Below are 21,180 nucleotides of genomic sequence, written 5' to 3' on the forward strand. Positions count from 1 at the left end.
TAATACTTAATTAATATGTAGCACAATATTTTTTATTATCTTAGTCATTGTGAAACCTCTTCTACAGACTTACTTAGAACAAGAAATCTGGATACTAGTGAGAGATAAGTGGTATTTCGCCACAATTATCGGAGTTTGGGATGATTTATTGTCCTTTAAACATAGAACTTACAACAAAGATACAGAGGAGGATACTTTCTGGGAAATGGTTGTGAAAATCAGTGAAGTAATTGCTATTGATAAAGTTAGGTCTATTATTAGTAGAAAACCAGAGATGCTTATTTCACGGCTCCTAGAAACCGATCAAAGTACAAGCGATCCTCATCAAGATAATTAATATTAATTAGCTCAATTTAGGAGATAGACTCATTCTTTGCACCTGTATCAAGATGCAAAAAATGAGCAGTAAAGTTGTCAGCTATGACGCAATACAGTTCAGAATGAGCAACAAAACCCTGATGTAGAGACGCGATTTATCGCGTCTTAAAATACCAATTATCTACACCAATAACCTATAATCCAAACGTATTGGGCTATGGCAGGTGTTGGATATTGGGAACTGTCCAATACGTACTATCTCAAAGATTACTTTCAATCAACTGGCGATATTCGCTCTTTTGCTTCACGCCTTTGACTTCCTTCACCAGTTCCTTATTTTTGAACAATTGAACCGTTGGCGTTCCTGTCACACCAGCATTTTCAGCAATATCTCGGTCTTTGTCGATGTCAATTTCCACAAAGTGAATCTTGCTATCAAATTCATCCACCACTTTATTTAAAATTGGCTTCAGGGTATGACAAGGGCCACAACCAGGAGAAACGTATTTAACCAGGAGTAAGCGATCGCTTTCATGGAACAATTTCCGTAAAGCATAGCCTCCTTCATGGCGTGTCCCATCCAAATTAAATCCAGCTTCTTCCTCAGCTTCAGTCTTTTCGGCTGGCTGATGTTCTAATTCATTATCTTTTGTTTCTGGCTGTTGATGGAATTCTTGAATCAAGCCACTGGATGACAACCAGCGTTCTGCCAACATCGCCGCCATACAACCAGTACCCGCAGCCGTAATTGCTTGGCGAAACTCATGATCTTGTACGTCGCCAGCAGCAAAAACGCCTTCTACACTGGTTTCTACAGAACCAGGCTTAGTGACAACGTAACCTACTTCATCCAGTTCTAATTGTCCTTTAAATAGAGAGGTATTGGGACTGTGACCAACGGCGTAAAATAAACCCTTAGCGTGCAGTTGGCTCTCTTCACCAGTTTTAGTATTGCGGACTTTCACCCCTTCCATATGACCATTACCGAAGATATCCACGGCTTCTGTGTTCCAATGCACTTGGATTTTCGGGTTGTTCAAAACGCGGTCTTGCATGGCTTTAGAAGCCCGCATTTTATCGGTGCGTACCAACATATTTACCTTAGAACCGTATTTAGTGAGGTAAATTGACTCTTCTGCCGCCGAGTCGCCAGCACCAATCACAGCCAATTCTGCGCCGTGGAAAATTGGTGTTGCACCATCGCAAATTGCACAAGCGGAAATACCCCGACTCCAAAATTCGTGTTCGTTGGGTAAACCCAAACGCTTTGCTGTTGCACCCGTAGCAATAACGATGCTGTTGGTTTTAATTTCCCTTTCTTGCGATCGCACTGTAAATGGACGCTGACTCAAGTCAACTGAGATAACATCTTCAGTATATAGTTCAGCCCCCCAGCGCTCTGCCTGCGCCTTCATCTGATCCATCAGTTCTGGCCCAGTAATTCCTTTAGGAAATCCCGGAAAATTCTCAACTTCCGTCGTTGTCATTAGTTGCCCACCAGGTAAACCCCCAGCTTGGAAACCCTCAAATACAACGGGTTTCAGGTTAGCGCGTCCAGCATAGATGGCGGCTGTGTACCCTGCTGGCCCAGAACCGATAATTACCAAGTTTTCTACAGTTGTGTTAGTCATGAAAATATACGAACTCATAACGACTACGCTTAATATAGCATAATAAACTGTGATTGGCTACGTCAGATGGGAAGCGATCGCAAGTTAGAAAAATCGGGAATACAGAGACAGCGCTTATATGTTGCCGCTTGATGTGCGAGGAGTATTTATGATAGCTATAAGAGTATTTGCTGTCGTGTTATGTCTTTTACTATTACAGACTTAGAGCAGCTACAAACCGAGCATCCAGAATGGCAGATGGAGCTGGTAGAGGGGAAAATCATAGTTATGGGGCCATCAGATTACGAGTCAGAAGAAATTGGCGCTCGTCTAATTACCTTTTTGAATAACTGGGTAATGTCGCGCAAGCTAGGACGTATAACTGGTTCTAGCGCAGGATTTATTCTACCGAATATAGAAGAGGACGACTCGGAAAAAAGAAACTTGCGTGCCCCTGATGTGTCTTTTGTTAAAGCTGAACGATTGAAGAAGACCAAGCGCGACTTTGTAGAGTTGGTTCCAGACTTGATGGTTGAGATTAAATCTAAAAGTGACAGAATCAAACCACTTGAAGAGAAGATTCAGCTATTCTTGCAACTTGGGTCTACAGTCGGTATATTGATTGACCCTGACAAATTGACAGTAACGGTTTATCGAATAAATCAAGATCCAGTGGTGATGCACAATGGCGACATCCTCACACTACCAGACTTGCTGCCAGGTTGGGAACTGGCAATATCAGAACTGTGGCCACCTGAGTTTGAATAAGATACTCTCACAATCGAAGTTGAGAATCTCACCCTTGGTCAACAGCAGAGATTTAGTGATGTTTGTGTCATTTCGGATGCAAGGATTCTGGATCGTGTAATTGTATCTCCTCAAACTTTTTTTCTGGAGGTGATAGGAAAGCGATCGCAGTTGGGTAAGTTACATCTAGAACACCCAAGCACTTCCTACCCCAGGAAAACACTTATGAAAACCGAATTAAAAGCTAAGTTTCTCCAACACATCCTCAACAAAAAGAATGAAAATGAGGGTTTTACACTTATTGAATTACTAGTAGTAATTATCATCATCGGTATTTTGTCTGCGATCGCTCTGCCTTCTTTCTTAAACCAAGCTAACAAAGCCAAGCAGTCAGAAGCTAAAACCTACGTAGGTTCCATGAACCGCGCTCAACAGGCTTTCTACCTAGAACAAAACACATTTGCACAGGCTGGTGAAATTGGGAAATTAGGTCTTGGTATTGCAACAAAAACATCAAATTACCAGTACACAATTGACGGCAGGCCTAGTCAAGTAACTAACCAAGGAGGAGTAATACTTGCGACTGCACCTCTTAAAACTTATATTGGTGCTGTGGGTGTAGCAACGCAAGCTGCTACCAGTGAAGCTACTACTATAGCTATTGTATGTGAAGCTGATAAAGCTAGAGTTAATGGTGGTTCAGATATAGTTACACTCGCAGCAACCGACTTTCCCAGTGGAACACCGACTTGCCCCACTGGCTTTACCAGTTTATCTAAGTAGATATGTGAGTTAGTAGATCAAAATTACTCACCGACAACACTTGATATAGAACTTTAATTGTCATCACGACTTTTATTCAGCTAAATTACGCATTTTCTGAAGTGGGTAGATTCTTCTATCCACTCTATTTCAATTTTGTGATTTATTCACAATTGGATTGCCTATACCTTTTTCTATAAGAATCAAAATGATTACTGATATATATAATTGGCAAGTTCAGGCTAAAGAATACTTCATTCAAGAGAACTATTTGCAAGCAGCCAAATTATACGAGCAAGCAATAGCGATAGAACCAAATACTATCTCCTATTATTGGGATTTAGGACTATTAATGCTACTACAAGGGCAAGAAGCGGAAGCTCAAATGACTTGGATGCTGCCAATGACAGAGGCAGATGAAGAACAGTTACCTATTTGGACAAATCAACTATTTCAAATTTTGCAAATAGAAGCTGAAAGGCGTGAAACACTGGCAGAATATTCTCTAGCTTGGTTAATTCGCCAGCATATGCGGGAAATTAATCCTAGTTATATAAATAATTTGCTTCAAATCCTTATACTTTCTCTCAAGTTAGAAAAAATTGAAGAAATTGATGATTTGAATAAATGGGGATTAATTGAGAGCTTAAAAGCAAAAGAAGATATAGAAATTGATATCGAACTATTGATACAAGTTTTAAAAGAGTTTTTAACTATTATACCCTTAAATCCAGTCAATCTAAATTTGATAGAAGCTAGTCTTCCTTATTTTCCTGATACTCATCAATGCTTCTCTATATTGCTTCCCGCTGCTATGCGAATTGGTCATACTTTGCGGCAGCCTATGCTAGCAGCATCTATTCTTAGCTTGCATTTACGATTGGAACCAGATAATGTAGAAATTTTGCGGCATTTAGCAACTTTTTATCAAGATGCTCGTAATTATTCTCAAGGGATAGAGATAGCTAGATTGTGTTATTCCTTATCAGAAGGTTTGGCTGACAAAATTTTTGCACTTCATTTGCTGTTAAGAGGTCTAATGTCAGCAGGGGGGTATTGGCAAGAGATATGTACAACTTCTCAAGAATTAGAAACTGTGTTTCAACAGTTTATTAAAGCTGAACGAATTCCTTTAGAAGAAGGAAGAATATTACGGTTGCTTACGCCATCTTTTGCGATACCTCACATTAAAGATGCTCCTGCAGATTTCCGAGCTATTCATAATCAGGTAGCTGAAGTTTTTAACTTTTATATTAAAGCTCTTGCCCAATCAGAAGGAAAAATTTATTGTCATAACAATACCAATAACAAAAAATTATACGGAGCTACGAAAAAATTAAAAATTGGTTATGTATCTTACGCTTTAAGGAATCATTCTGTTGGTTGGCTAGCTCGCTGGTTATTTCAGCATCATGATCGAGATAAATTTGATATTCATACTTACTTTGTTAACTACACATTAGTAAATGACTATCTCCAAGAGTGGTATCTAGGTCAGGCAGGAAAACCTCGTCAATTAGGTATGAATGGTCTAGAGATTGCTGACCAGATATATCAAGACGAAATTGATATTTTAATTGACCTTGATAGCATCACTCTCGATATTACCAGTGAAGTGATGGCACTCAAGCCAGCCCCAATTCAAGTAACTTGGCTGGGATGGGATGCATCAGGTATACCTGCAATTGATTACTTTATCGCAGATCCTTATGTACTGCCAGATGATGCACAAAATTACTATACAGAGAAAATCTGGCGATTACCTCAAACTTACATAGCAGTAGATGGTTTTGAAGTTGGTGTACCAACTCTCCGCCGCGATGACTTGGATATTCCTATGGATGCTGTTGTCTATCTCAGCGCCCAAAGAGGATATAAACGCCATCCAGAAACGACAAAGTGGCAAATGCAAATTATTAAACAAGTAGCTAACAGCTACTTTCTGATTAAGGGACTTGCTGAAGAGGAAACAATTAAACGCTTCTTTTACCAAATTGCCGAAGAAGAAGGTGTAGATTGTTCTCGGTTACGATTTTTACCACAAGTTCATTTAGAGTCGGTTCATCGTGCTAATTTAGGCATTGCTGATATTGTATTAGATACATTTCCCTACAACGGAGCGACAACAACCTTAGAAACATTGTGGATGGGTATCCCTTTAGTGACAAGAGTTGGTGAACAATTTGCAGCGCGTAATAGCTATACCATGATGATGAATGCAGGTATCACAGAAGGTATTGCCTGGACTAATGAAGAGTATATAGAGTGGGGTGTGCGTTTGGGCAATGATGCAGCCTTAAGAGAGCAAATCTCTTGGAAACTTCGCCAATCAAGACAAATAGCACCCTTGTGGAATGGTAAACAATTCACTCGTGAGATGGAAAAAGCTTACGAACAGATGTGGCAAAGGTACATAGAAGCAAAATGACCTTAATAGCAATCCTAATTTAGTTTGTGAGACAAGTAAAACCAAATAACCCTGACTTGTTAAAGAAGTCAGGGTTATTATGTCTCAGGAATGATTTAGCCTGCTTTAGTTAAATAGATGTAATTTCACAATTTGATGTAATAAAACTATCCAAATCATAGGATAAAAGGTTTTCTACTTTGATCTGTGTCAGTGCTTGTTGATTTTCATGTTCCAAAACAATTCGAGCTTTCAAACGCGGAAGCAAAGCTTGGCACTGAATATCATTCCAATTCTCTACCAACGAAATTTCTAGTTTATCAGGAACATCTATATCATCATTTATCAAAATACTTATGAGCACACTGGATAGAAAAATTTCCGCATCTTCCAGAGAAATATTAGTAATAGCAATTAAGAGAGTGGTGTTTTGGCTAGCCGGATAACTAGTAAGAGCTTTAATTACTCGTTCTAAGTCAAAACCTATTAAGTCTTCTGATTGATGCCAATCTGGGAAAATAATTAAATTAATATCCCTTAAGCTAAAAGTTTCGTTTAGGCTATCTGCAAGATAGTCAATAAAAAGTTTTTGAAATAAGTTTCCTATTTTAGCTGAAAAAGAGCGACTATCCAAAAACCTGGGATTACCCAGCATTTTCTCTTTAATTGTGGCGCTTTTTTGTTTACATAATTCTCGGCTGTTTCCTAAAGCAACAGCTACTTCAATATAAGCCTCCTCATTGTTGGTAATTAAATCAAATATCTCAAGTTCTCGCAAAAGTGACGCTCCTTTGCGAGAACGAGAAGGTTCTGCTTCCATTACCACGGTTGGTAAGCCCACTTCCAAAGGATCAATGAGTGAAGTCATACCGGAGTAAGGATAAGAATCTAAGTATATATCAGCAATTTTCAAACGTTCTTTAACATCAGCACGATTCGGTGCTGCCTCAAGAATAATCAACCTATCTTCGCTAAGACCATATTTAGCAAAAGTAGTAACTATACGCTTACGGAAAGCAATAGAAGGATAAGAAGATGACCAGTTTGGATTAAATGGATAAAGTAATAGTACAGAATTAGTTACGTTAGCAATTATCTTTGTCCAAGTTTCTTCTTGCTCTGGAATTATCTTGTAGTAATTAGCACCTGAAACATAAACTACAGCAGTTGTAGCAATACCTAAACTGTTTCTGCTAATAGAAGTTGTAGCAAGTATTTTCTCTTCTGTTGCAAAATCGAAACATTGAGGAGGACTATCTAATGTAATTAACTTTTCTGTATAATGTTGTTGAGGATTATCTTCAATTTCAGAAAGTTTACTTGAAAGGTAATAATCTGTATGACGCATTCCTGTTGTTACTGGCGAATTTGCGTCAACTATCTGTATTCGTGCTAGCCGATGTAAAGCAATTAAAGTAATTGCATGTGTAACTGCGGTCACATTAGTAGAAATGAACAAGATATCCAGTTCCGCATCCCGAATGCTTTGCACTTGGTTAGGCAGATCATTTGGTAGCCGAACGAAAGTATCTGCATGACCAGCACAATATCGTTCTAAGCGATGATTACTAGTTTGTAAGGTAAAAATAATAATCTCAAATGAATCTCTATTTAAATTCTTGTACAGTGACAAGCTAGCAAAAGTTTCTGTTTGTGGGCTAAAATGACTTGCAAGTATTCCAAGGCGAATTTTCTGCCGTTCTGGGGAGCGTTCTGGGAAATTATAGTCGATTTGAAAATCAGATTTTTTTAAATAGAATTCTATAATATTAGCGCGTTTTTCGTATATATCCTTTAAATTAAATTTATTAAAATACAATGGAATAAAGTTAGCCTCAATTGTAAACTTATGTCCTACGCTCTGCCAGAACTTAGAATCTGGATTATTAAGAGTATTATTATGTATGTAATCTACAATAATACTTAGATATTCATAATAAATATTTGCTTCTCCTATATCCTGGAAATAAAGAGGAGGTTGTAAGAGAAATTGAAAGTAGTCATTAAGTAGCCAATTAGGAATAAGAGTCAGGTTGTAAGTTAAAGGTAATTGGTAAGGGCGGCAGTACAGCATTACTGCTAGCAAATATTGAATAGCTTTTGGTTGATCAAATCCTTTAGCAAGATGATCTAATATTTCAACCACAAAGTTTTGTTCAGTAATAGTGAATGGTTCATTTTTAATGCCACTATTTAATAGTGCTTGATAAGCTTTACCTAATTTGTTAGAGTATAATCTTTCAAGTAAATTTACTTCTATTGTTAACAAAAATTCGGACAGATGGTTTCTAAAATCAAGCAACTCTTGCAATACAGATATATCTGGATGCTGTATTTTAGATTTTTCAAAGCTAAGTACCCTATCAATAAAATCATTTTTTTCGGTCAATTCCTCAACATATCTTTGAGTAGAATTATCGTCAGATAGATTAATGTATATTTGCTGTTGATAATATTGTTTTAAGTTATCTTTAAGTTCTAAATACTTGATTGGTTCACAATTTTGCTTACATGAATATTTCGCTTCTAATGCTCGTTGGTACTGCCCAATCAATATGGTTTCCTGGCATTTAGGAAATATATATTTACTTATTAAGTTTTCACCAAATCCTATAACCAATTCAGAAGCTCCCAAGTATCCCAATGTTATAGAAGCTGAAGACATAGGGGCAATTACCTTTTTTATTGGAAGAAAAGGAATAAATAACTCAATAGGAACTTGGGTAAATTCTGAAACAACAAAGGCTCTGCGTTCCAATTCGCACAGCTTGTTTGTCAGTAATTCCGACTGGTTGTATATTTGCCTGGGATGTCCTTTGACAACTATAGCTTCATCTTCCTGAGTATATGGTAAGACGCAAGACAAATAACATTCTATTTCATCTTGGTAACTCTTAATAAATCCTGCCTCTGTATCATATGATGTTAGGACAAAGGTGATGGAACTACCAAGTTGTTCTACAATTAACGCACAGTAATTGCTAAGTCCTTGGATCTGTTTAGCACTGTCGTATATAACAGACTTAAAAAAATCACCTCCAACAACCTTAATGGGACATTGTTCAAAAGCATGGTCTGCATCCACAGGTACTAACACAGGATATGCCTCATCTATTTGAATAAACTTACCCGATGGATTAATAGGTGGACTGCCATAAAAATTACTCCATAAAGTACTACTAAAATCTAACCAGCCTAATTCTCCGTAACATATTTTACGAGCGCTAGGGTAAGCGTATAAAAATACTTCGTTGATAAATTGCCAATTGCGGAGTACGAATATAACATCAACAGATTGAAGATTGATAACTCTTTTTAATAATTCTGATGCTGATACAAAATCTAAAAAATTATCTTGGCATAAATAATCAAAACCATGTAAAATTATTTTTGATTTAAAATTCCAAATTTTAGATATTTGTAAGCAAACTTCTGTAAGTTTTGGGTCGGCTCTATATCCACCTAATATTAATATATCTTCACAGTCTTTATATTCTCCAGTTGCTTCGAGATAACGAAGGACAGAAAGAGAATATAACATTTGATTGGGACCTTGAACTATAACTAATCTAACTGTTGACATATCTAATAATACCAAATGTATAAAAAACAAATTTTTTTGAAGCCGTATTTATTAGGAGATACAAAGCAACTAAATTATGGCTTTACATAACTGTGCTACTCGATAATCTGCATTGCATTGCTGTTCAAAGAACTGCTTGTCTATTTCCCTATGTTCGGTAAAATACAAAAACTCTTGCAGCTTTTCTGGGGTGTTTAAGGGAAGTGTAAATCCCCATTTCTTGGTTATTAACGTGTCATTCACACCCATAACCAAGCTACCTGTTGGTATCCCCATCAAGGCTGCTTCAATTAGAATAATGGAAGTAATTCCCAAAACAATATCCTGTTGTTGCAGTGTGTCTAGTATATTAGGGCTTTCGTCAATCGCAAATGGGAAGCTTGATTTTGCTAGCAAATCAAGTGAACTAGGACACTTACCTTGGCGGGGATGAAACCGGATGAGCAATTTTTTTAAATGTTTATAGTCAGTTAATACCTTAATTAAGATACGGAGCATCTCAATTTCATTGGCATTTTGTTGAGAAGCAAAGAAAATATTTTCTGGAAGTTTGAAAATACTTTTTTTGGATTTTTGCCTAGCAATTAGCCAAGCAAAATAGGGCTGTCCCACAATGCGTATTCGCTTCTCTGGTATTCCATCTGCAAGCATTCCTGCGGCACATACTTCATCTATAGCTGTGATGATATCGGGAAAAGTTGGTTCCGTATTAGGATTGTTGAACGCTTGAAAACGCTGCCGATAATTTGCCCAATAATCTATGACCGCAATACTAGGAATATGCTTTTGCCTCGCCCATAAAATAGCATCACGTTCAAACTCATTATATTGAGATGTTCCTGTTAGCAGAATATCTCCTGTTAATCTGCTAAAAAGAGTTTGGTGTTCCTCAGAAATTGGCGTGCAAGCAACTTCAAGGCGTTGAAATTGACGGATGGCCGGGCCTTTGGCATACGCTTCAACCTGTGTACCCGCTACCCGCAAGGCTGCAACTGTTGCGGCGACAGCATTTGCACCACCTGGGTCGTGAGCGATCGCAATAATCTTCATTCATCTTGCCCTTGGCTTAACTCTTCGGCATGAGCGAGGACTTTAGCCACGGAAGCTATGAAACCATCAACTAAGTCAATACCCCCAGGTATTTGCATAAGAGTTGTAGATAAAAGCGTCTCGCTATATGTCTTTTCAGCTATGGGACAGACACCTGTAGGATGACTGACAATTGTCTTGCCTTCTTGTTGCAGCCTTTGGAAAAGAGGTAGTCTGTATAAGGGACGCACGTAACGCCCCGTCACAGGACATCCTTCTGCTTGAAGTGCTTCCACAAATCTGTCCCGCGACAATCCAGCTTGTTGTGGATCGATCCAGATGGGATATGTATAGTAAACATGGCGATCGCCAGAGTCAACTTTAGTCGTCCGCAATGCTTTAAACTCAGACAACCCTTGGTCTAAAGCTTCAGCAATTTTCAGCCGTGGCTGTGTCAATTCTTCTAAACGTTGGAGTTGAACCTGAGCGATCGCTGCCTGAAGTTCAGTTAAACGGTAATTGTAACCAACAATATCAGTATCTTCATACCAATTTTCCGCTTCAATTGCATTCTCCCCGTGATTGCGTACTAGTGCCACTCGCCGGGCCAAGCGATCGTCATTAGTGGCTACGATTCCCCCTTCACCACACTGGATCGTTTTGTGACAATTGAGGCTGAAAACCCCCAAATGCCCAATTGTTCCCAACCAACGCCCCTGATGCTGGCCCCCTGGTGCTTGAGCATTGTCCTCAATTAGAATCAAACCGTGTCGATCTGCTAACTTACGTAAGCGCAACAGTTTGGCTGGACCCCCAAACAAATTGACTGCGATAATTGCTTTTGTACGCGGTCCAATAGCAGCTTCAACAGCTTCTGGATCGATGCAGCAAGTGGCCTCCTCTTGATCGACAAAAACAGGAGTACCATTTGCCATAACCACTGCTGTTGCTGTTGCTGACATGGTTTGTGGCGGCACAATTACCTCATCGCCAAACTTCACACCTGCTGCAATCACAGCGGCATGTAAACCACTAGTAGCAGAGTTAACACTCAAAGCGTGACGAACATTAAAGTAGTTAGCCCATTGTTCTTCTAAGGTGCGAACTTGTTTGCCACCCATAAAGTACAGCCCAGCAGCACCGATATAGTCAGATAAAATACCGCTTTTCAATACTTGAATCGCGGCCTCAGTTTCCTGGAAATTAGTACTGATATACCTTGGGAATGGCTCTGGAAAAACTTTGGAACCTCCAAGCAAAGCCGGTTTTTCTCTAGTAATAACCATCAAATTACCTACTTAATTAGAAATTTGTTGTTTCTTGCCATTTCAACAACTTGTAAAGCAAGTACACCATCAACGCCAGAACAGGTTGGTTGTCCGCCAATTTGTGCTAATTGCACAGCTTCGGTGACAGCCCCCAAAATGTGGCCTTTTAAGCCAGCTTCACAGATGATCTTTGCTTGACTTAACTCTTGAAAGCTTGACCATTGGCTGGGTTGAACTGTCTGCCAAGTGACTTGCTGTCCCCCGGCGCTATACCGCAGCATACCGCTGGTTCCCCAGAGTTCGCCTTCGCCGATTGAACACCCAGTTCCACGTACTGCAATCAAATATGCAGTTAATCCGCTGTTCCAGGATAGTGCAATTGACTCGCCAGCGTCATCTTGAGCAACAGATAATTTTTCCAGACGATATGTACAAGCAACCGATCCGAATAAAGCCAATAACATATCGATCCAATGGGTTCCATTGTGCAATAAACCACCGTTGTAGCGTAAGCAAGCACCAATTGGGGTTCCTAAGCCATCATCTTGGTTCGTTAGATTTTTCAAGGCTTGCAGCATTGGTGTCCAACGACGCGAATAGTTAGTTATCAAAATACAGCCCTGTGCAGAGCAAGCAGCTAGCATCATTTCTGCTTCTGCTGCATTAATTGCAAGGGGTTTTTCGCACAGGATGACACGCGATCGCCAAGCGAGTGCAGCAATAACTCCCTGAGCGTGTAGGTGAGTAGGACTACATACTGATACTACGTCGAGGTGAAGTCCATGTGGTACATCTTTCAGACTGGAGTATACCTGTGCTTCGGAAAAACGTTGCTGAAAATTTCTACAAGCCTCTGGATCTGGATCTACTCCTAATACAACTGTTACGTTAGGGATTTGGGCATACCCTTCGGAATGGCTGAGTGGATCGCCTTGTGGGGAAATACCAAAGCGATGCCCAATTTTTCCCAAACCAATAATACCGACACACACTTTCATGAGTTTAATCTCTCTTAGGAGTCAATCCATCCTTGTTGTTGGGCATAGTGAAGAATGTCTACTGTAGTAAATTGGGGATTCTGAGGATAAAGTGCTTCAAAAATGGCTTTGATGCGATCGTAGTCTTCTTGATAGTCAAGGGTAATACGGAAAAAAGGATTACTTAAACCTGGAGGAGCAATCATATCCAAGCGACGATATAGCTCTGGATGTCGTCGGATGTACCAACCAACATGTTCACGAAAGGGTTTGCTGGAGGCAAAATCAACTGTTTGAGCTAGTGTTTTCCAAGACAGCACCATGAGATCCAGCCCATGAGGATATGAACGTACTTCACAATTAGCAACGTAATCCACATGGGGGTAAGCTGCAAAAAAGGCACAAATGTGCTGGTCAATCACATAAGGGTCAATTAGCGGGCAATCTCCGGTTAAAAGGACACTAACTTCTGCTTGATAGTGTCGCCCAGTTTCCACAACTCGTTCTAATACATTTTCTTCTGAACCACGAAAGTAAGGAATATTGTTTTCACTGCATAAGGATGCGATCGCTTCGTCCTTTTCATTAGTGGTTGTGGCAACTACTACTTCGTCTATATAACGAGCGCGACGGATACGCTCAATCATTAACAACAGCATTGGTTTACCCACTGCTTCCTTGAGGACTTTACCAGGAAGGCGTGAAGAACCCATCCGAGCTTCTATTGTGGCAATGACACGATTCACAGTTTTAGTTACTTCTCCAGTCAAATTTTATATTTATTTATATAGATACAAATCTCTATTAAAATCTGTAACAAAATAAGGCTTAATCTCTGGATTAAAACTGAGTTTGTAATCTCCTCTATTTGGAGAATTAACTCCTACAAAATCAATTTCTTGCAAGTTGCGTTTAAAACACTCTTCAATTAAATCGAGTAGTAACAATGTTGAGCCACCACTTTCTCTGTATTCAGAATTATTCCCAGCAAACATATAATAACCACGCTTACGATCAAAGAGGAATAAAATTGCAGAAATAGGAATTGTATCCAAATAGCATACTTTCAGTATTCCAAATCCTTTGGCTAAAGATTTCTCTGTTATTGCTTTAAGTAAGTAAGATTCTTTTTCTATATGTTCTATTCCTTGTCTAGCCCAAACTTCTCTGTGTAGTTTGTCTAAAATATGAATATTGTCAGACACTTGAATAGATAATTTATTCTTGATAGCTTTCCGCATTTCCTGACGCCTGACAGCGCGGATGCAACTGAGATAAAAGTCAAAGCTATCAAATTTTGTTAATTTTAATATCCCCGTATATCTGAGTTTAACTTCAAACTTTCCTTTTTCAGGTGTATGGTAGTTATACCATTGAAATGGTCGTATATCTTGTAATTGCCATGAATGGGCTAGGGAAATTTTATCAAATTTCTCTATAAGTTTTTCTACGAACCAAGTGACAATAAAAAATTCTTCACAATTGCGTTTGTGATTTGTTTTAGCAAAATTGTCTGCTAGTAACAGTCCTTGATAAGGTGTGAAAGGGAAAGGAGCAGGTAATGGCTTGCAATCTTCAGAAAATAAGATAACAGTACCTGCAACTATTTTGTGTCTAAAATAAACTGTAATAATTTGAAAAGGAACTCCTAATGAATTGAGAAATTCAGTTTTGGCAAAAACAGTTCCTTGAGGAGAATCTTCAACAAAATCATCCCAAATATTTGCTATTTCCTGCCAATTAATTACAAATTCTTTAATATTCATTTACTTGTAAACATAAATACAAACATCACAATGATAGTAATGATGAATTATTGTGGCTTTTCTCGATAGCTGCTGAATACAGAAACTTAAAACTGTCTCTGGTTCATAATAAGCCATCGTTTCTTGTCGAAAATTCACATAAGAGGAAATAAAATTAAATGCTAGACCTTTCTCACATAAAGAGAATGCTTTTTTGATTAAAGTTTGTAGAAAAATATTACCGTTAGGTGTAAAATTATTGAAAACAGCAGAGACTAAAACATAATCATAGGTTTCTTCTAAACTTTCTTGAGTTATATCTAAACACTCGAATTTCATATCTGGAAATTTTTTACGTGCAATTTGAATAGCTTCAGGTACAATATCTATGCCTGTATATTGGCAAATAATATTGTGTTCTTGCAAATATTCTGCAAAATAACCGATACTACATCCTATATCTAAAATTCGACATCCATTAAGGTCTCCAATTTTCATAAGTTCTAAATATCTAACAAGAGATTCATCTATAGAACCCCACTGTCCAGAACCAGGTGAGTCACCTTTTGTCCTTACAAGATTCTGATAGTGTTTTCGTAATATCTGCACACTTGTGCTAACTTCACTCATTGACGATTCATCCTTAACTTTTTAATGTTAAACATAAACATATATATAGATAATAACTAAAATTAGCACTATTCTATCTATTAGTGAGCTTTCTATTCCTCACTTGCTAATACTAGTTTCCAGGTAAAAGGCGTACCTTTTTTGATATTTTGATTAACTGCTTTACCGATAACAATGTCGAAAAAGCTGGGCGGTAATCCTAAACCTGGACGTACTGCTTTTAGGTTTTCTGGAGTGAGAATCTCTCCGGCTTTCATATCTTTGGCAACGTAGAGCGATCGCCGATAAAGCAATGATTCTTTTTCAGCCTCAGTGGCTCCATATTTTATACTGCCCAAAGCTTGCCAAGCTATTTGCGATTCTATTACTAATTGCTGCATCTCTGCTGGTTCCATTGAAAAGGCTGAATCGACTCCACCATCAGCGCGACACAGAGTAAAGTGCTTCTCAATTAATGTAGCTCCTAAAGCAACACTAGCAACAGCAACTCCAATACCCATTGTGTGATCGGATAACCCTACCTGCACATTAAACAACTCACGCATTTGAGGAATAGTTAACAGGTTAGTATTTTCTGGTGTGGCAGGATAGCTACTAGTACATTTGAGTAATATTAAATCTTGACATCCAGCTTCTTGTGCTGTCCGAACAGTTTCATCCAACTCAGAAATTGTTGCCATACCAGTAGAAATAATCATCGGTTTACCTGTGCTGGCAACTTTGCGAATTAGAGGTAAATCGGTATTTTCAAAAGAGGCGATTTTGTAGCAAGGTACATTTAAAGATACGAGAAAATCTACAGAGGTAGCATCAAAAGGAGTGCTAAACCCAATTATTCCTAGTTCCTCGCAACGCTCAAAAATAGGTTTGTGCCATTCCCAAGGTGTGTAAGCCTGCTGATATAGCTGATACAGAGATTTCCCATGCCATAGACTATTAGGGGAATTAATGTAAAAATCACCCTCATTTATGTCTAAGGTCATTGTATCAGCAGTATAAGTCTGAACTTTAATTGCATGTACCCCGGCTTTAGCAGCTGCTTCAACGATATCTAAAGCTCTTTCTAAAGATTGGTTATGATTGCCGGAAATTTCAGCAACTACGAAGGGGAGATGACTAGCACCGATTATTCTATCTGCAATGTTAATTTCTCGCATTTACTCTCTCAATTAATCAAATTTACACTTGTCTATGATTAGAAGGATTGCTTGATTTCCTTGCAGTGTAGTTATTCCCATACTCTTAAAACCCGCTTTGGAAAATGCCTTAACAGATGCATGATTACTTGGTTTTATGTAGGCATTAATTCTAGTAATATTGTAATCAGAAAATATTTGTTTACAAGCTAATTTAATTAAGCTACTGCCATAACCCTGATTACGAAACGTTGGGTCAATACTCATGGAAACAGTAGCTTCATAATTTTCTATGTCATATCGAATCTGTCCAATAGGTACATTATTATTGTTAATGGCAATGTAAAAGATACAATTAGGGTTAATCAATTTAGATTTAAACCATTGAACATGATTTTCCCAAAGTATAGACTTTGAAGAAAAAGAAAGCGCACGTACTTCTGGAGCGTTTGACCATTCCCATAACAGCCGACAATCATCTTGCTGCACCGAGCGCAATTGAAAAAAGTTATCTTTTAAATAGCACAAAACTCGACTGCTTCCTTGACCATCCACTAATTCTTGGCTACATCTAGTCATTTTTTCCCGCCTTTCAGCAGTTATCAGTAATTGCGTTACTGCCGCTGCTATTTCAACAGCAGAAACATTCTCATGCCATCCCAAATTGACAACTACTCCCATTGCCTCTAGTTTTTCGGCAATCGCCCGTTGGTTATCTGCCAAAATTACCATTACACTAGGCAAACCCATAAAAGCCAGTTCCCAACAAGTGCTACCACCAGGGGTCACTGCCACATCAGCCCAAGACATAAGATCGGACATATCCGTTACATTCCTTTTCAGGTGAATAGTAAACCTGGACTCCTGACTAGCCGATCGCAGCTGCTCATAATGCGGATTACTTCCTCCAACTACAACAACTGCTTCTAGCCCTTCTATTTCTACTTGTTGTAATCCTTGAATCACCTTGAGAGTTACATTATCTGGATCTGCACCGCCTAGTGTAACTAGTAACTTCTTAGCTATCAGAGGGAGCGATCGCTGCCATCCCCGCCACTGCCAAAATTCCCGCCGCAAAAGGCTATAACTTGTACCAAGTAACAGTTTGGTATATGGCTGTCTATTCCTGTATAATCCCTCACAAGCATGAATATTTTGATTTAAAACAATGTCCGCGTGGTACTGTTTTGCGTGTCCATAATCATCAATGAATAAAAGTTTTAGCTCAGATTCCTTGATGATTTCTTGATACTTAGCACCAAAGTGGTAGCCATCTACCACAACCCAATTAGCATCAAAATGGCGTGCCATTTTCGCTATTTCTTCTGCATCTTCAGCACTTCCAATCTCAATCGGCAGGTAGATAACTTCCATTCTTTCTGCCTTTAACCGAGTTATTAAATCTGGTACTTCCGTCGCCATCACAAAAATTACTTGACCACCTGCATCTTGCCAAGCCTGGGCTAAAGCTAGACAACGCATTACATGACCTGTACCTATTTGTGTTGATGCATCTACCCGGATAAATAGCTTCATTTTTGATAAATTAATAGTTATACAGCATATTTCTTTTGTTCTACGTGTGCGTTAATTCGTGACCAATCAGGATACTTTCTGAGTAAATCCAAACAATCCTCAAGAGTAAATTTTGGAATTTCAGGATAAAGTGCTTCAATAATTCTTTTGATCAGTTCAAAATCATCTGCTGTATCAACTGTCCAACGATGTGAACTTTCATTTTCTGAATAAACTACCTGAGCTAATCGATAACGTTCAGGGTGCATATAAATAAATGGAGTAACATGCTCTCGGTCAGATTGTGCTGTTGCTTCTACAAACGCCTGATGTAATGCTAAAAATGAAAAAACTTCAGTATCCATTCCTCGTGGATAACTTCTCTCTAAAGAGTTAGAAACATAATCATATTCATATTTATAATTAATATAAAATTGAATTACCTTGTCAATCACTTGTGGATCAATTAGCGGACAATCAGAAGTAACGCGAACTACTACATCTGCTTGATGTTCTTTGGCTGCTCCATAGTATCTGGCTAATACGTCTTCTTCAGAGCCTCGAAAATACGGTATTGAAAGGCGATCGCAAAGTTCAATGATTGACAAATCTGCACTATTGGTTGTAGTAGCAATCATAATTTCATCAGCCAGCTTTACTCGCTTTAGTCTCTCAATCTGGTATTCTAATAAAGGCTTATCCAATACCTTTTTGAGTACTTTTCTGGGAAGCCGAGTTGAAGTCATTCTTGTCTGAACAATAATTACAGTTTTCATATCAGCCTCTCTTTTAACGAAGCTACTACCCTATCTTGACTCTCTTCATCTAGTCCATAAAATATTGGAATACTAATAGCTTCTTTGTAATACTTTTCTACTTGTGGAAAGTGTCCTAATTTAAAACCGAATTTTTGGTAATAAGGCTGTATATGAACTGGAATATAGTGCAAACTCACACCAATTCCTGCACCGCGAAGTTCTTCAAATACCTGCCGATGAGTTTTATTAATCTTATCCAGTTTGAGCCGAATCACATAAAGATGCCAGCTAGAATAAGTATCTGGATGTTGCCACGGCAGCATTAATGGTAAATCTTGCAGTAGTTGATTATAGCGGTTAGCTAAAAACCAGCGACGTTCTACAAATTCATCTAGTCTTTGCATCTGACTAGCGCCTAATGCTGCTTGAATATCTGTTATCCGATAGTTGAAACCTAATTCAAGTTGCTGATAATACCAAGATCCATGAGATTCTCCTTGCATGAAATCTGGATTGCGAGTTATGCCATGACTTCTTAATCTAATTAATCTTTGATACAATTCCTCCTGATTTGTTAGCACCATACCGCCTTCGCCAGTCGTGATAATCTTGACTGGATGAAAGCTAAAAACTGTCATATCAGAAAATTGACAAGAACCAACAGATTGTCTCTGATAGGTTCCCCCGATTGCATGAGAAGCATCTTCAATAATTTTGAAACCATATTGCTGCGATAAAGCGGCAATTTTCTCCATTTCACAAGATTGCCCTGCAAAATGCACAGGTATTAATACTTTTGGCAGGCACCCTTGATCTTCTGCCTCAGCTAACTTACTTTCTAATTCATCTACGCTTAAATTATAGGTATTTGAATCAATATCAATAAAATCTACTTTGGCATTACAATAAAGTCCACAATTAGCTGAGGCAACAAAGGTATTTGGTGATGTCCAAAGAACGTCTCCTTGCCCTAAATCAGCTGCAAGACAAGCAATATGTAATGCAGCTGTGGCACTGGAAACCGCTACAGCATATTTTGCCCCACAATAGTTAGCAACCGCTTGTTCAAACCTCTCTATCACTGGGCCTTGAGTAATCCAGTTTGAGTGCAAAACTTCAATTACAGCATCAATATCTTCTTGATTAATATCTTGCCGCCCATAGGGAATGTAGTCACTCATTGCTTCAACATATCCAATAATTGGAAACCTTTTAGCCATTCTGTATTTATCTCTGAGCTATACTCAAACCCTTCTGCCACAGGGACTCCTTTTTCACCTAAAGCATTGCAGGTGTAATCAATAGAATAGGCATATTCAATAGTTGGTCTAATTACATAATGATCCGCAAACTCCAAGGCTAAATGTGAAGCTTCAGAACAAAACATAGCTTCATGTAGTTTCTCTCCTGGTCTAATACCAACAATTTTAATTGGAACTCCTGGTGCGAGTGTTTCAGCTAAATCAGTAATTTTCATTGAAGGAATCTTGGGGACAAATATTTCTCCACCGTGCATTCTTTCAAAGCTATTAAAAACTAAACCTACAGCATGTTGTAGGGTAATCCAAAAGCGGGTCATACGTGGATCTGTAATGGGAATTTCGGCGGATTTTTCCTGAATCAGTTTTTGAAAGAAGGGTACAACTGAGCCTCTTGAACCAACAACATTACCGTAGCGAACTACAGCAAAGCGAGTTTTCATTGACCCAACAATGTTATTAGCTGCAACAAAAAGTTTATCCGCAGCTAGCTTGGTTGCGCCATAGAGATTAATTGGATTAACTGCCTTATCTGTTGATAGAGCAATTACTTTTTCTACTTCTTGCTCAATGGCAACATCAATGACATTATTTGCACCGTGAATATTAGTTTTAATACATTCCATTGGGTTGTATTCAGCAGCAGGAATATGCTTGAGTGCCGCAGCATGAATAACATAATCTACACCTCTCATTGCCATATGCAAACGATCGCGATCGCGCACATCTCCAATAAAATAGCGCATCACAGGTGCGTTAAACTCCTGAGCCATCTCATACTGCTTCAGTTCATCCCGTGAATAAACTATGACTTTCTGAGGCTGATATCGGCTGAGAACCGTTTTCACAAATTGTTTGCCGAAGGAGCCTGTACCACCAGTGATTAAAATCGATTTGCCATTAAACATCTTGTATTTATTTGTAATCTTAAAATTATGATCTTCCAAAAATATTTAAGTGAAATTGTTACTTAGATTTTGGCGGGTTGTTTGTGCTGCGATCGCCATTCCCCTCTTGTTTTTTAATCTTCTCTAATACAACTTTGTAATCTTGCCGCTCAGGGTGCAACTTCACCAACTTCTCCAAAGGTTCTATCGCACCTTTATAATCTTTCAATTGCAACCGCAGCAAAGACAATTTCTCTAAAGCAAGTTGGTTTTCTGGTTCCCGTTGTAAAACCAACTCGTAGCCCTGCGCCTGTTGCTGTAATCCTGACTCAGGAGAAGCAGACGCAGTTGCTGGCTTAGGTTGGGTAGCCTGTTGGATTGCTGGAACGACTGCAAATAACGTAGAACCAAAAAACGAGAACATCGACACTATCGTGAGAATCTTTTGTCGCCGCTGAATCTGCTTTTTGCGGTTAATTAGGTATTCTTCGTCTGAACCAGCCATGTCTCACATACTTGCTGCGGTAAACACTTAAGTATCAGCAAGCC

General features: G+C 38.7%; 18 protein-coding genes. 4 read left to right on the forward strand and 14 right to left on the reverse strand.

Annotated elements, in window-relative coordinates:
• The first annotated feature begins 49 nt into the window (after nt 1-49).
• Entirely contained in the window at nt 50-337 is a 288-nt protein-coding gene (locus tag RMZ42_RS05395; protein ID WP_322670427.1) for a hypothetical protein, read from the forward strand.
• Nucleotides 338-578: 241 nt separating this feature from the next.
• Here the strand turns inward: RMZ42_RS05395 and trxB are convergent, their stop codons facing one another.
• A complete protein-coding gene (gene trxB, locus RMZ42_RS05400; RefSeq protein WP_322670428.1) occupies nt 579-1,949 on the reverse strand; it encodes a thioredoxin-disulfide reductase in 1,371 nt (456 codons plus the stop codon).
• Nucleotides 1,950-2,129: 180 nt separating this feature from the next.
• Between trxB and RMZ42_RS05405 the strand changes: the two genes are divergently transcribed.
• The 3 genes from RMZ42_RS05405 (at nt 2,130) to RMZ42_RS05415 (ending at nt 5,865) form a co-directional block, all read left to right on the forward strand.
• Nucleotides 2,130-2,696, forward strand: coding sequence for a Uma2 family endonuclease (locus RMZ42_RS05405; protein ID WP_322670429.1), 567 nt, complete (start codon nt 2,130-2,132; stop codon nt 2,694-2,696).
• A gap of 204 nt (nt 2,697-2,900) precedes the next feature.
• Entirely contained in the window at nt 2,901-3,458 is a 558-nt protein-coding gene (locus RMZ42_RS05410) for a type IV pilin-like G/H family protein (RefSeq protein WP_322670430.1), read from the forward strand.
• 187 nt (nt 3,459-3,645) lie between these two features.
• A complete protein-coding gene (locus tag RMZ42_RS05415) occupies nt 3,646-5,865 on the forward strand; it encodes a tetratricopeptide repeat protein (RefSeq protein ID WP_322670431.1) in 2,220 nt (739 codons plus the stop codon).
• A 109-nt stretch (nt 5,866-5,974) separates the two neighbouring features.
• Here the strand turns inward: RMZ42_RS05415 and RMZ42_RS05420 are convergent, their stop codons facing one another.
• The 13 genes from RMZ42_RS05420 to RMZ42_RS05480 all read right to left on the reverse strand — a co-directional run bounded on the left by RMZ42_RS05420 (nt 5,975) and on the right by RMZ42_RS05480 (nt 21,136).
• Nucleotides 5,975-9,427: a hypothetical protein gene (locus RMZ42_RS05420; protein WP_322670432.1), complete on the reverse strand. Its 3,453-nt coding sequence runs from the start codon at nt 9,425-9,427 to the stop codon at nt 5,975-5,977.
• 69 nt (nt 9,428-9,496) lie between these two features.
• The gene (locus RMZ42_RS05425; RefSeq protein ID WP_322670433.1) at nt 9,497-10,477 is read right to left on the reverse strand and encodes a hypothetical protein; all 981 of its coding nucleotides are present in this window, start codon (nt 10,475-10,477) and stop codon (nt 9,497-9,499) included.
• Nucleotides 10,474-11,742 carry a DegT/DnrJ/EryC1/StrS family aminotransferase gene (locus RMZ42_RS05430; RefSeq protein ID WP_322670434.1) on the reverse strand — a complete coding sequence of 423 codons (1,269 nt, stop codon included), beginning with the start codon at nt 11,740-11,742 and terminating at the stop codon, nt 10,474-10,476. Before RMZ42_RS05430 ends, RMZ42_RS05425 begins: the two co-directional genes overlap by 4 nt.
• An 8-nt stretch (nt 11,743-11,750) precedes the next feature.
• Nucleotides 11,751-12,722 (reverse strand): Gfo/Idh/MocA family oxidoreductase, encoded by a 972-nt coding sequence (locus RMZ42_RS05435; RefSeq protein WP_322670435.1) that lies wholly within the window; start codon nt 12,720-12,722, stop codon nt 11,751-11,753.
• 14 nt (nt 12,723-12,736) lie between these two features.
• On the reverse strand, nt 12,737-13,447 hold the full coding sequence (locus RMZ42_RS05440; protein ID WP_322670436.1) for a glycosyltransferase family protein: 711 nt from the start codon (nt 13,445-13,447) through the stop codon (nt 12,737-12,739).
• 33 nt (nt 13,448-13,480) lie between these two features.
• Entirely contained in the window at nt 13,481-14,467 is a 987-nt protein-coding gene (locus RMZ42_RS05445; protein ID WP_322670437.1) for a GNAT family N-acetyltransferase, read from the reverse strand.
• Nucleotides 14,468-15,076, reverse strand: a complete 609-nt coding sequence (locus RMZ42_RS05450; RefSeq protein ID WP_322670438.1) for a class I SAM-dependent methyltransferase — start codon at nt 15,074-15,076, stop codon at nt 14,468-14,470.
• Nucleotides 15,077-15,168: 92 nt separating this feature from the next.
• Entirely contained in the window at nt 15,169-16,233 is a 1,065-nt protein-coding gene (gene pseI / locus RMZ42_RS05455; protein ID WP_322670439.1) for a pseudaminic acid synthase, read from the reverse strand.
• 12 nt (nt 16,234-16,245) lie between these two features.
• Nucleotides 16,246-17,748, reverse strand: a complete 1,503-nt coding sequence (gene pseG / locus RMZ42_RS05460; protein ID WP_322670440.1) for a UDP-2,4-diacetamido-2,4,6-trideoxy-beta-L-altropyranose hydrolase — start codon at nt 17,746-17,748, stop codon at nt 16,246-16,248.
• A gap of 17 nt (nt 17,749-17,765) precedes the next feature.
• Nucleotides 17,766-18,503 (reverse strand): glycosyltransferase family protein, encoded by a 738-nt coding sequence (locus RMZ42_RS05465; protein ID WP_322670441.1) that lies wholly within the window; start codon nt 18,501-18,503, stop codon nt 17,766-17,768.
• The gene (pseC, locus tag RMZ42_RS05470) at nt 18,500-19,705 is read right to left on the reverse strand and encodes a UDP-4-amino-4,6-dideoxy-N-acetyl-beta-L-altrosamine transaminase (protein ID WP_322670442.1); all 1,206 of its coding nucleotides are present in this window, start codon (nt 19,703-19,705) and stop codon (nt 18,500-18,502) included. The genes RMZ42_RS05465 and pseC overlap by 4 nt, the downstream gene beginning before the upstream one ends.
• Entirely contained in the window at nt 19,663-20,652 is a 990-nt protein-coding gene (pseB, locus tag RMZ42_RS05475; protein WP_322670443.1) for a UDP-N-acetylglucosamine 4,6-dehydratase (inverting), read from the reverse strand. The genes pseC and pseB overlap by 43 nt, the downstream gene beginning before the upstream one ends.
• 58 nt (nt 20,653-20,710) lie before the next feature.
• Nucleotides 20,711-21,136 carry a tetratricopeptide repeat protein gene (locus tag RMZ42_RS05480; RefSeq protein WP_322670444.1) on the reverse strand — a complete coding sequence of 142 codons (426 nt, stop codon included), beginning with the start codon at nt 21,134-21,136 and terminating at the stop codon, nt 20,711-20,713.
• Nucleotides 21,137-21,180 lie beyond the last annotated feature (44 nt).

This window comes from Nostoc sp. DedQUE05 (genome assembly GCF_034530955.1).
Taxonomy (GTDB): domain Bacteria; phylum Cyanobacteriota; class Cyanobacteriia; order Cyanobacteriales; family Nostocaceae; genus Nostoc.

What these genes read in the sequence shown, in the direction of transcription:
- pseG (WP_322670440.1), bottom strand. Translation starts at nt 17,748, where the DNA reads ATGAAGCTATTTATCCGGGTAGATGCATCAACACAAATAGGTACAGGT.
- RMZ42_RS05415 (WP_322670431.1), top strand. Translation starts at nt 3,646, where the DNA reads ATGATTACTGATATATATAATTGGCAAGTTCAGGCTAAAGAATACTTC.
- RMZ42_RS05425 (WP_322670433.1), bottom strand. Translation starts at nt 10,477, where the DNA reads ATGAAGATTATTGCGATCGCTCACGACCCAGGTGGTGCAAATGCTGTC.
- pseI (WP_322670439.1), bottom strand. Translation starts at nt 16,233, where the DNA reads ATGCGAGAAATTAACATTGCAGATAGAATAATCGGTGCTAGTCATCTC.
- RMZ42_RS05430 (WP_322670434.1), bottom strand. Translation starts at nt 11,742, where the DNA reads ATGGTTATTACTAGAGAAAAACCGGCTTTGCTTGGAGGTTCCAAAGTT.
- RMZ42_RS05405 (WP_322670429.1), top strand. Translation starts at nt 2,130, where the DNA reads ATGTCTTTTACTATTACAGACTTAGAGCAGCTACAAACCGAGCATCCA.
- RMZ42_RS05435 (WP_322670435.1), bottom strand. Translation starts at nt 12,722, where the DNA reads ATGAAAGTGTGTGTCGGTATTATTGGTTTGGGAAAAATTGGGCATCGC.
- pseB (WP_322670443.1), bottom strand. Translation starts at nt 20,652, where the DNA reads ATGTTTAATGGCAAATCGATTTTAATCACTGGTGGTACAGGCTCCTTC.
- RMZ42_RS05480 (WP_322670444.1), bottom strand. Translation starts at nt 21,136, where the DNA reads ATGGCTGGTTCAGACGAAGAATACCTAATTAACCGCAAAAAGCAGATT.
- RMZ42_RS05450 (WP_322670438.1), bottom strand. Translation starts at nt 15,076, where the DNA reads ATGAGTGAAGTTAGCACAAGTGTGCAGATATTACGAAAACACTATCAG.
- RMZ42_RS05410 (WP_322670430.1), top strand. Translation starts at nt 2,901, where the DNA reads ATGAAAACCGAATTAAAAGCTAAGTTTCTCCAACACATCCTCAACAAA.
- trxB (WP_322670428.1), bottom strand. Translation starts at nt 1,949, where the DNA reads ATGACTAACACAACTGTAGAAAACTTGGTAATTATCGGTTCTGGGCCA.
- RMZ42_RS05420 (WP_322670432.1), bottom strand. Translation starts at nt 9,427, where the DNA reads ATGTCAACAGTTAGATTAGTTATAGTTCAAGGTCCCAATCAAATGTTA.
- pseC (WP_322670442.1), bottom strand. Translation starts at nt 19,705, where the DNA reads ATGGCTAAAAGGTTTCCAATTATTGGATATGTTGAAGCAATGAGTGAC.
- RMZ42_RS05465 (WP_322670441.1), bottom strand. Translation starts at nt 18,503, where the DNA reads ATGAAAACTGTAATTATTGTTCAGACAAGAATGACTTCAACTCGGCTT.
- RMZ42_RS05445 (WP_322670437.1), bottom strand. Translation starts at nt 14,467, where the DNA reads ATGAATATTAAAGAATTTGTAATTAATTGGCAGGAAATAGCAAATATT.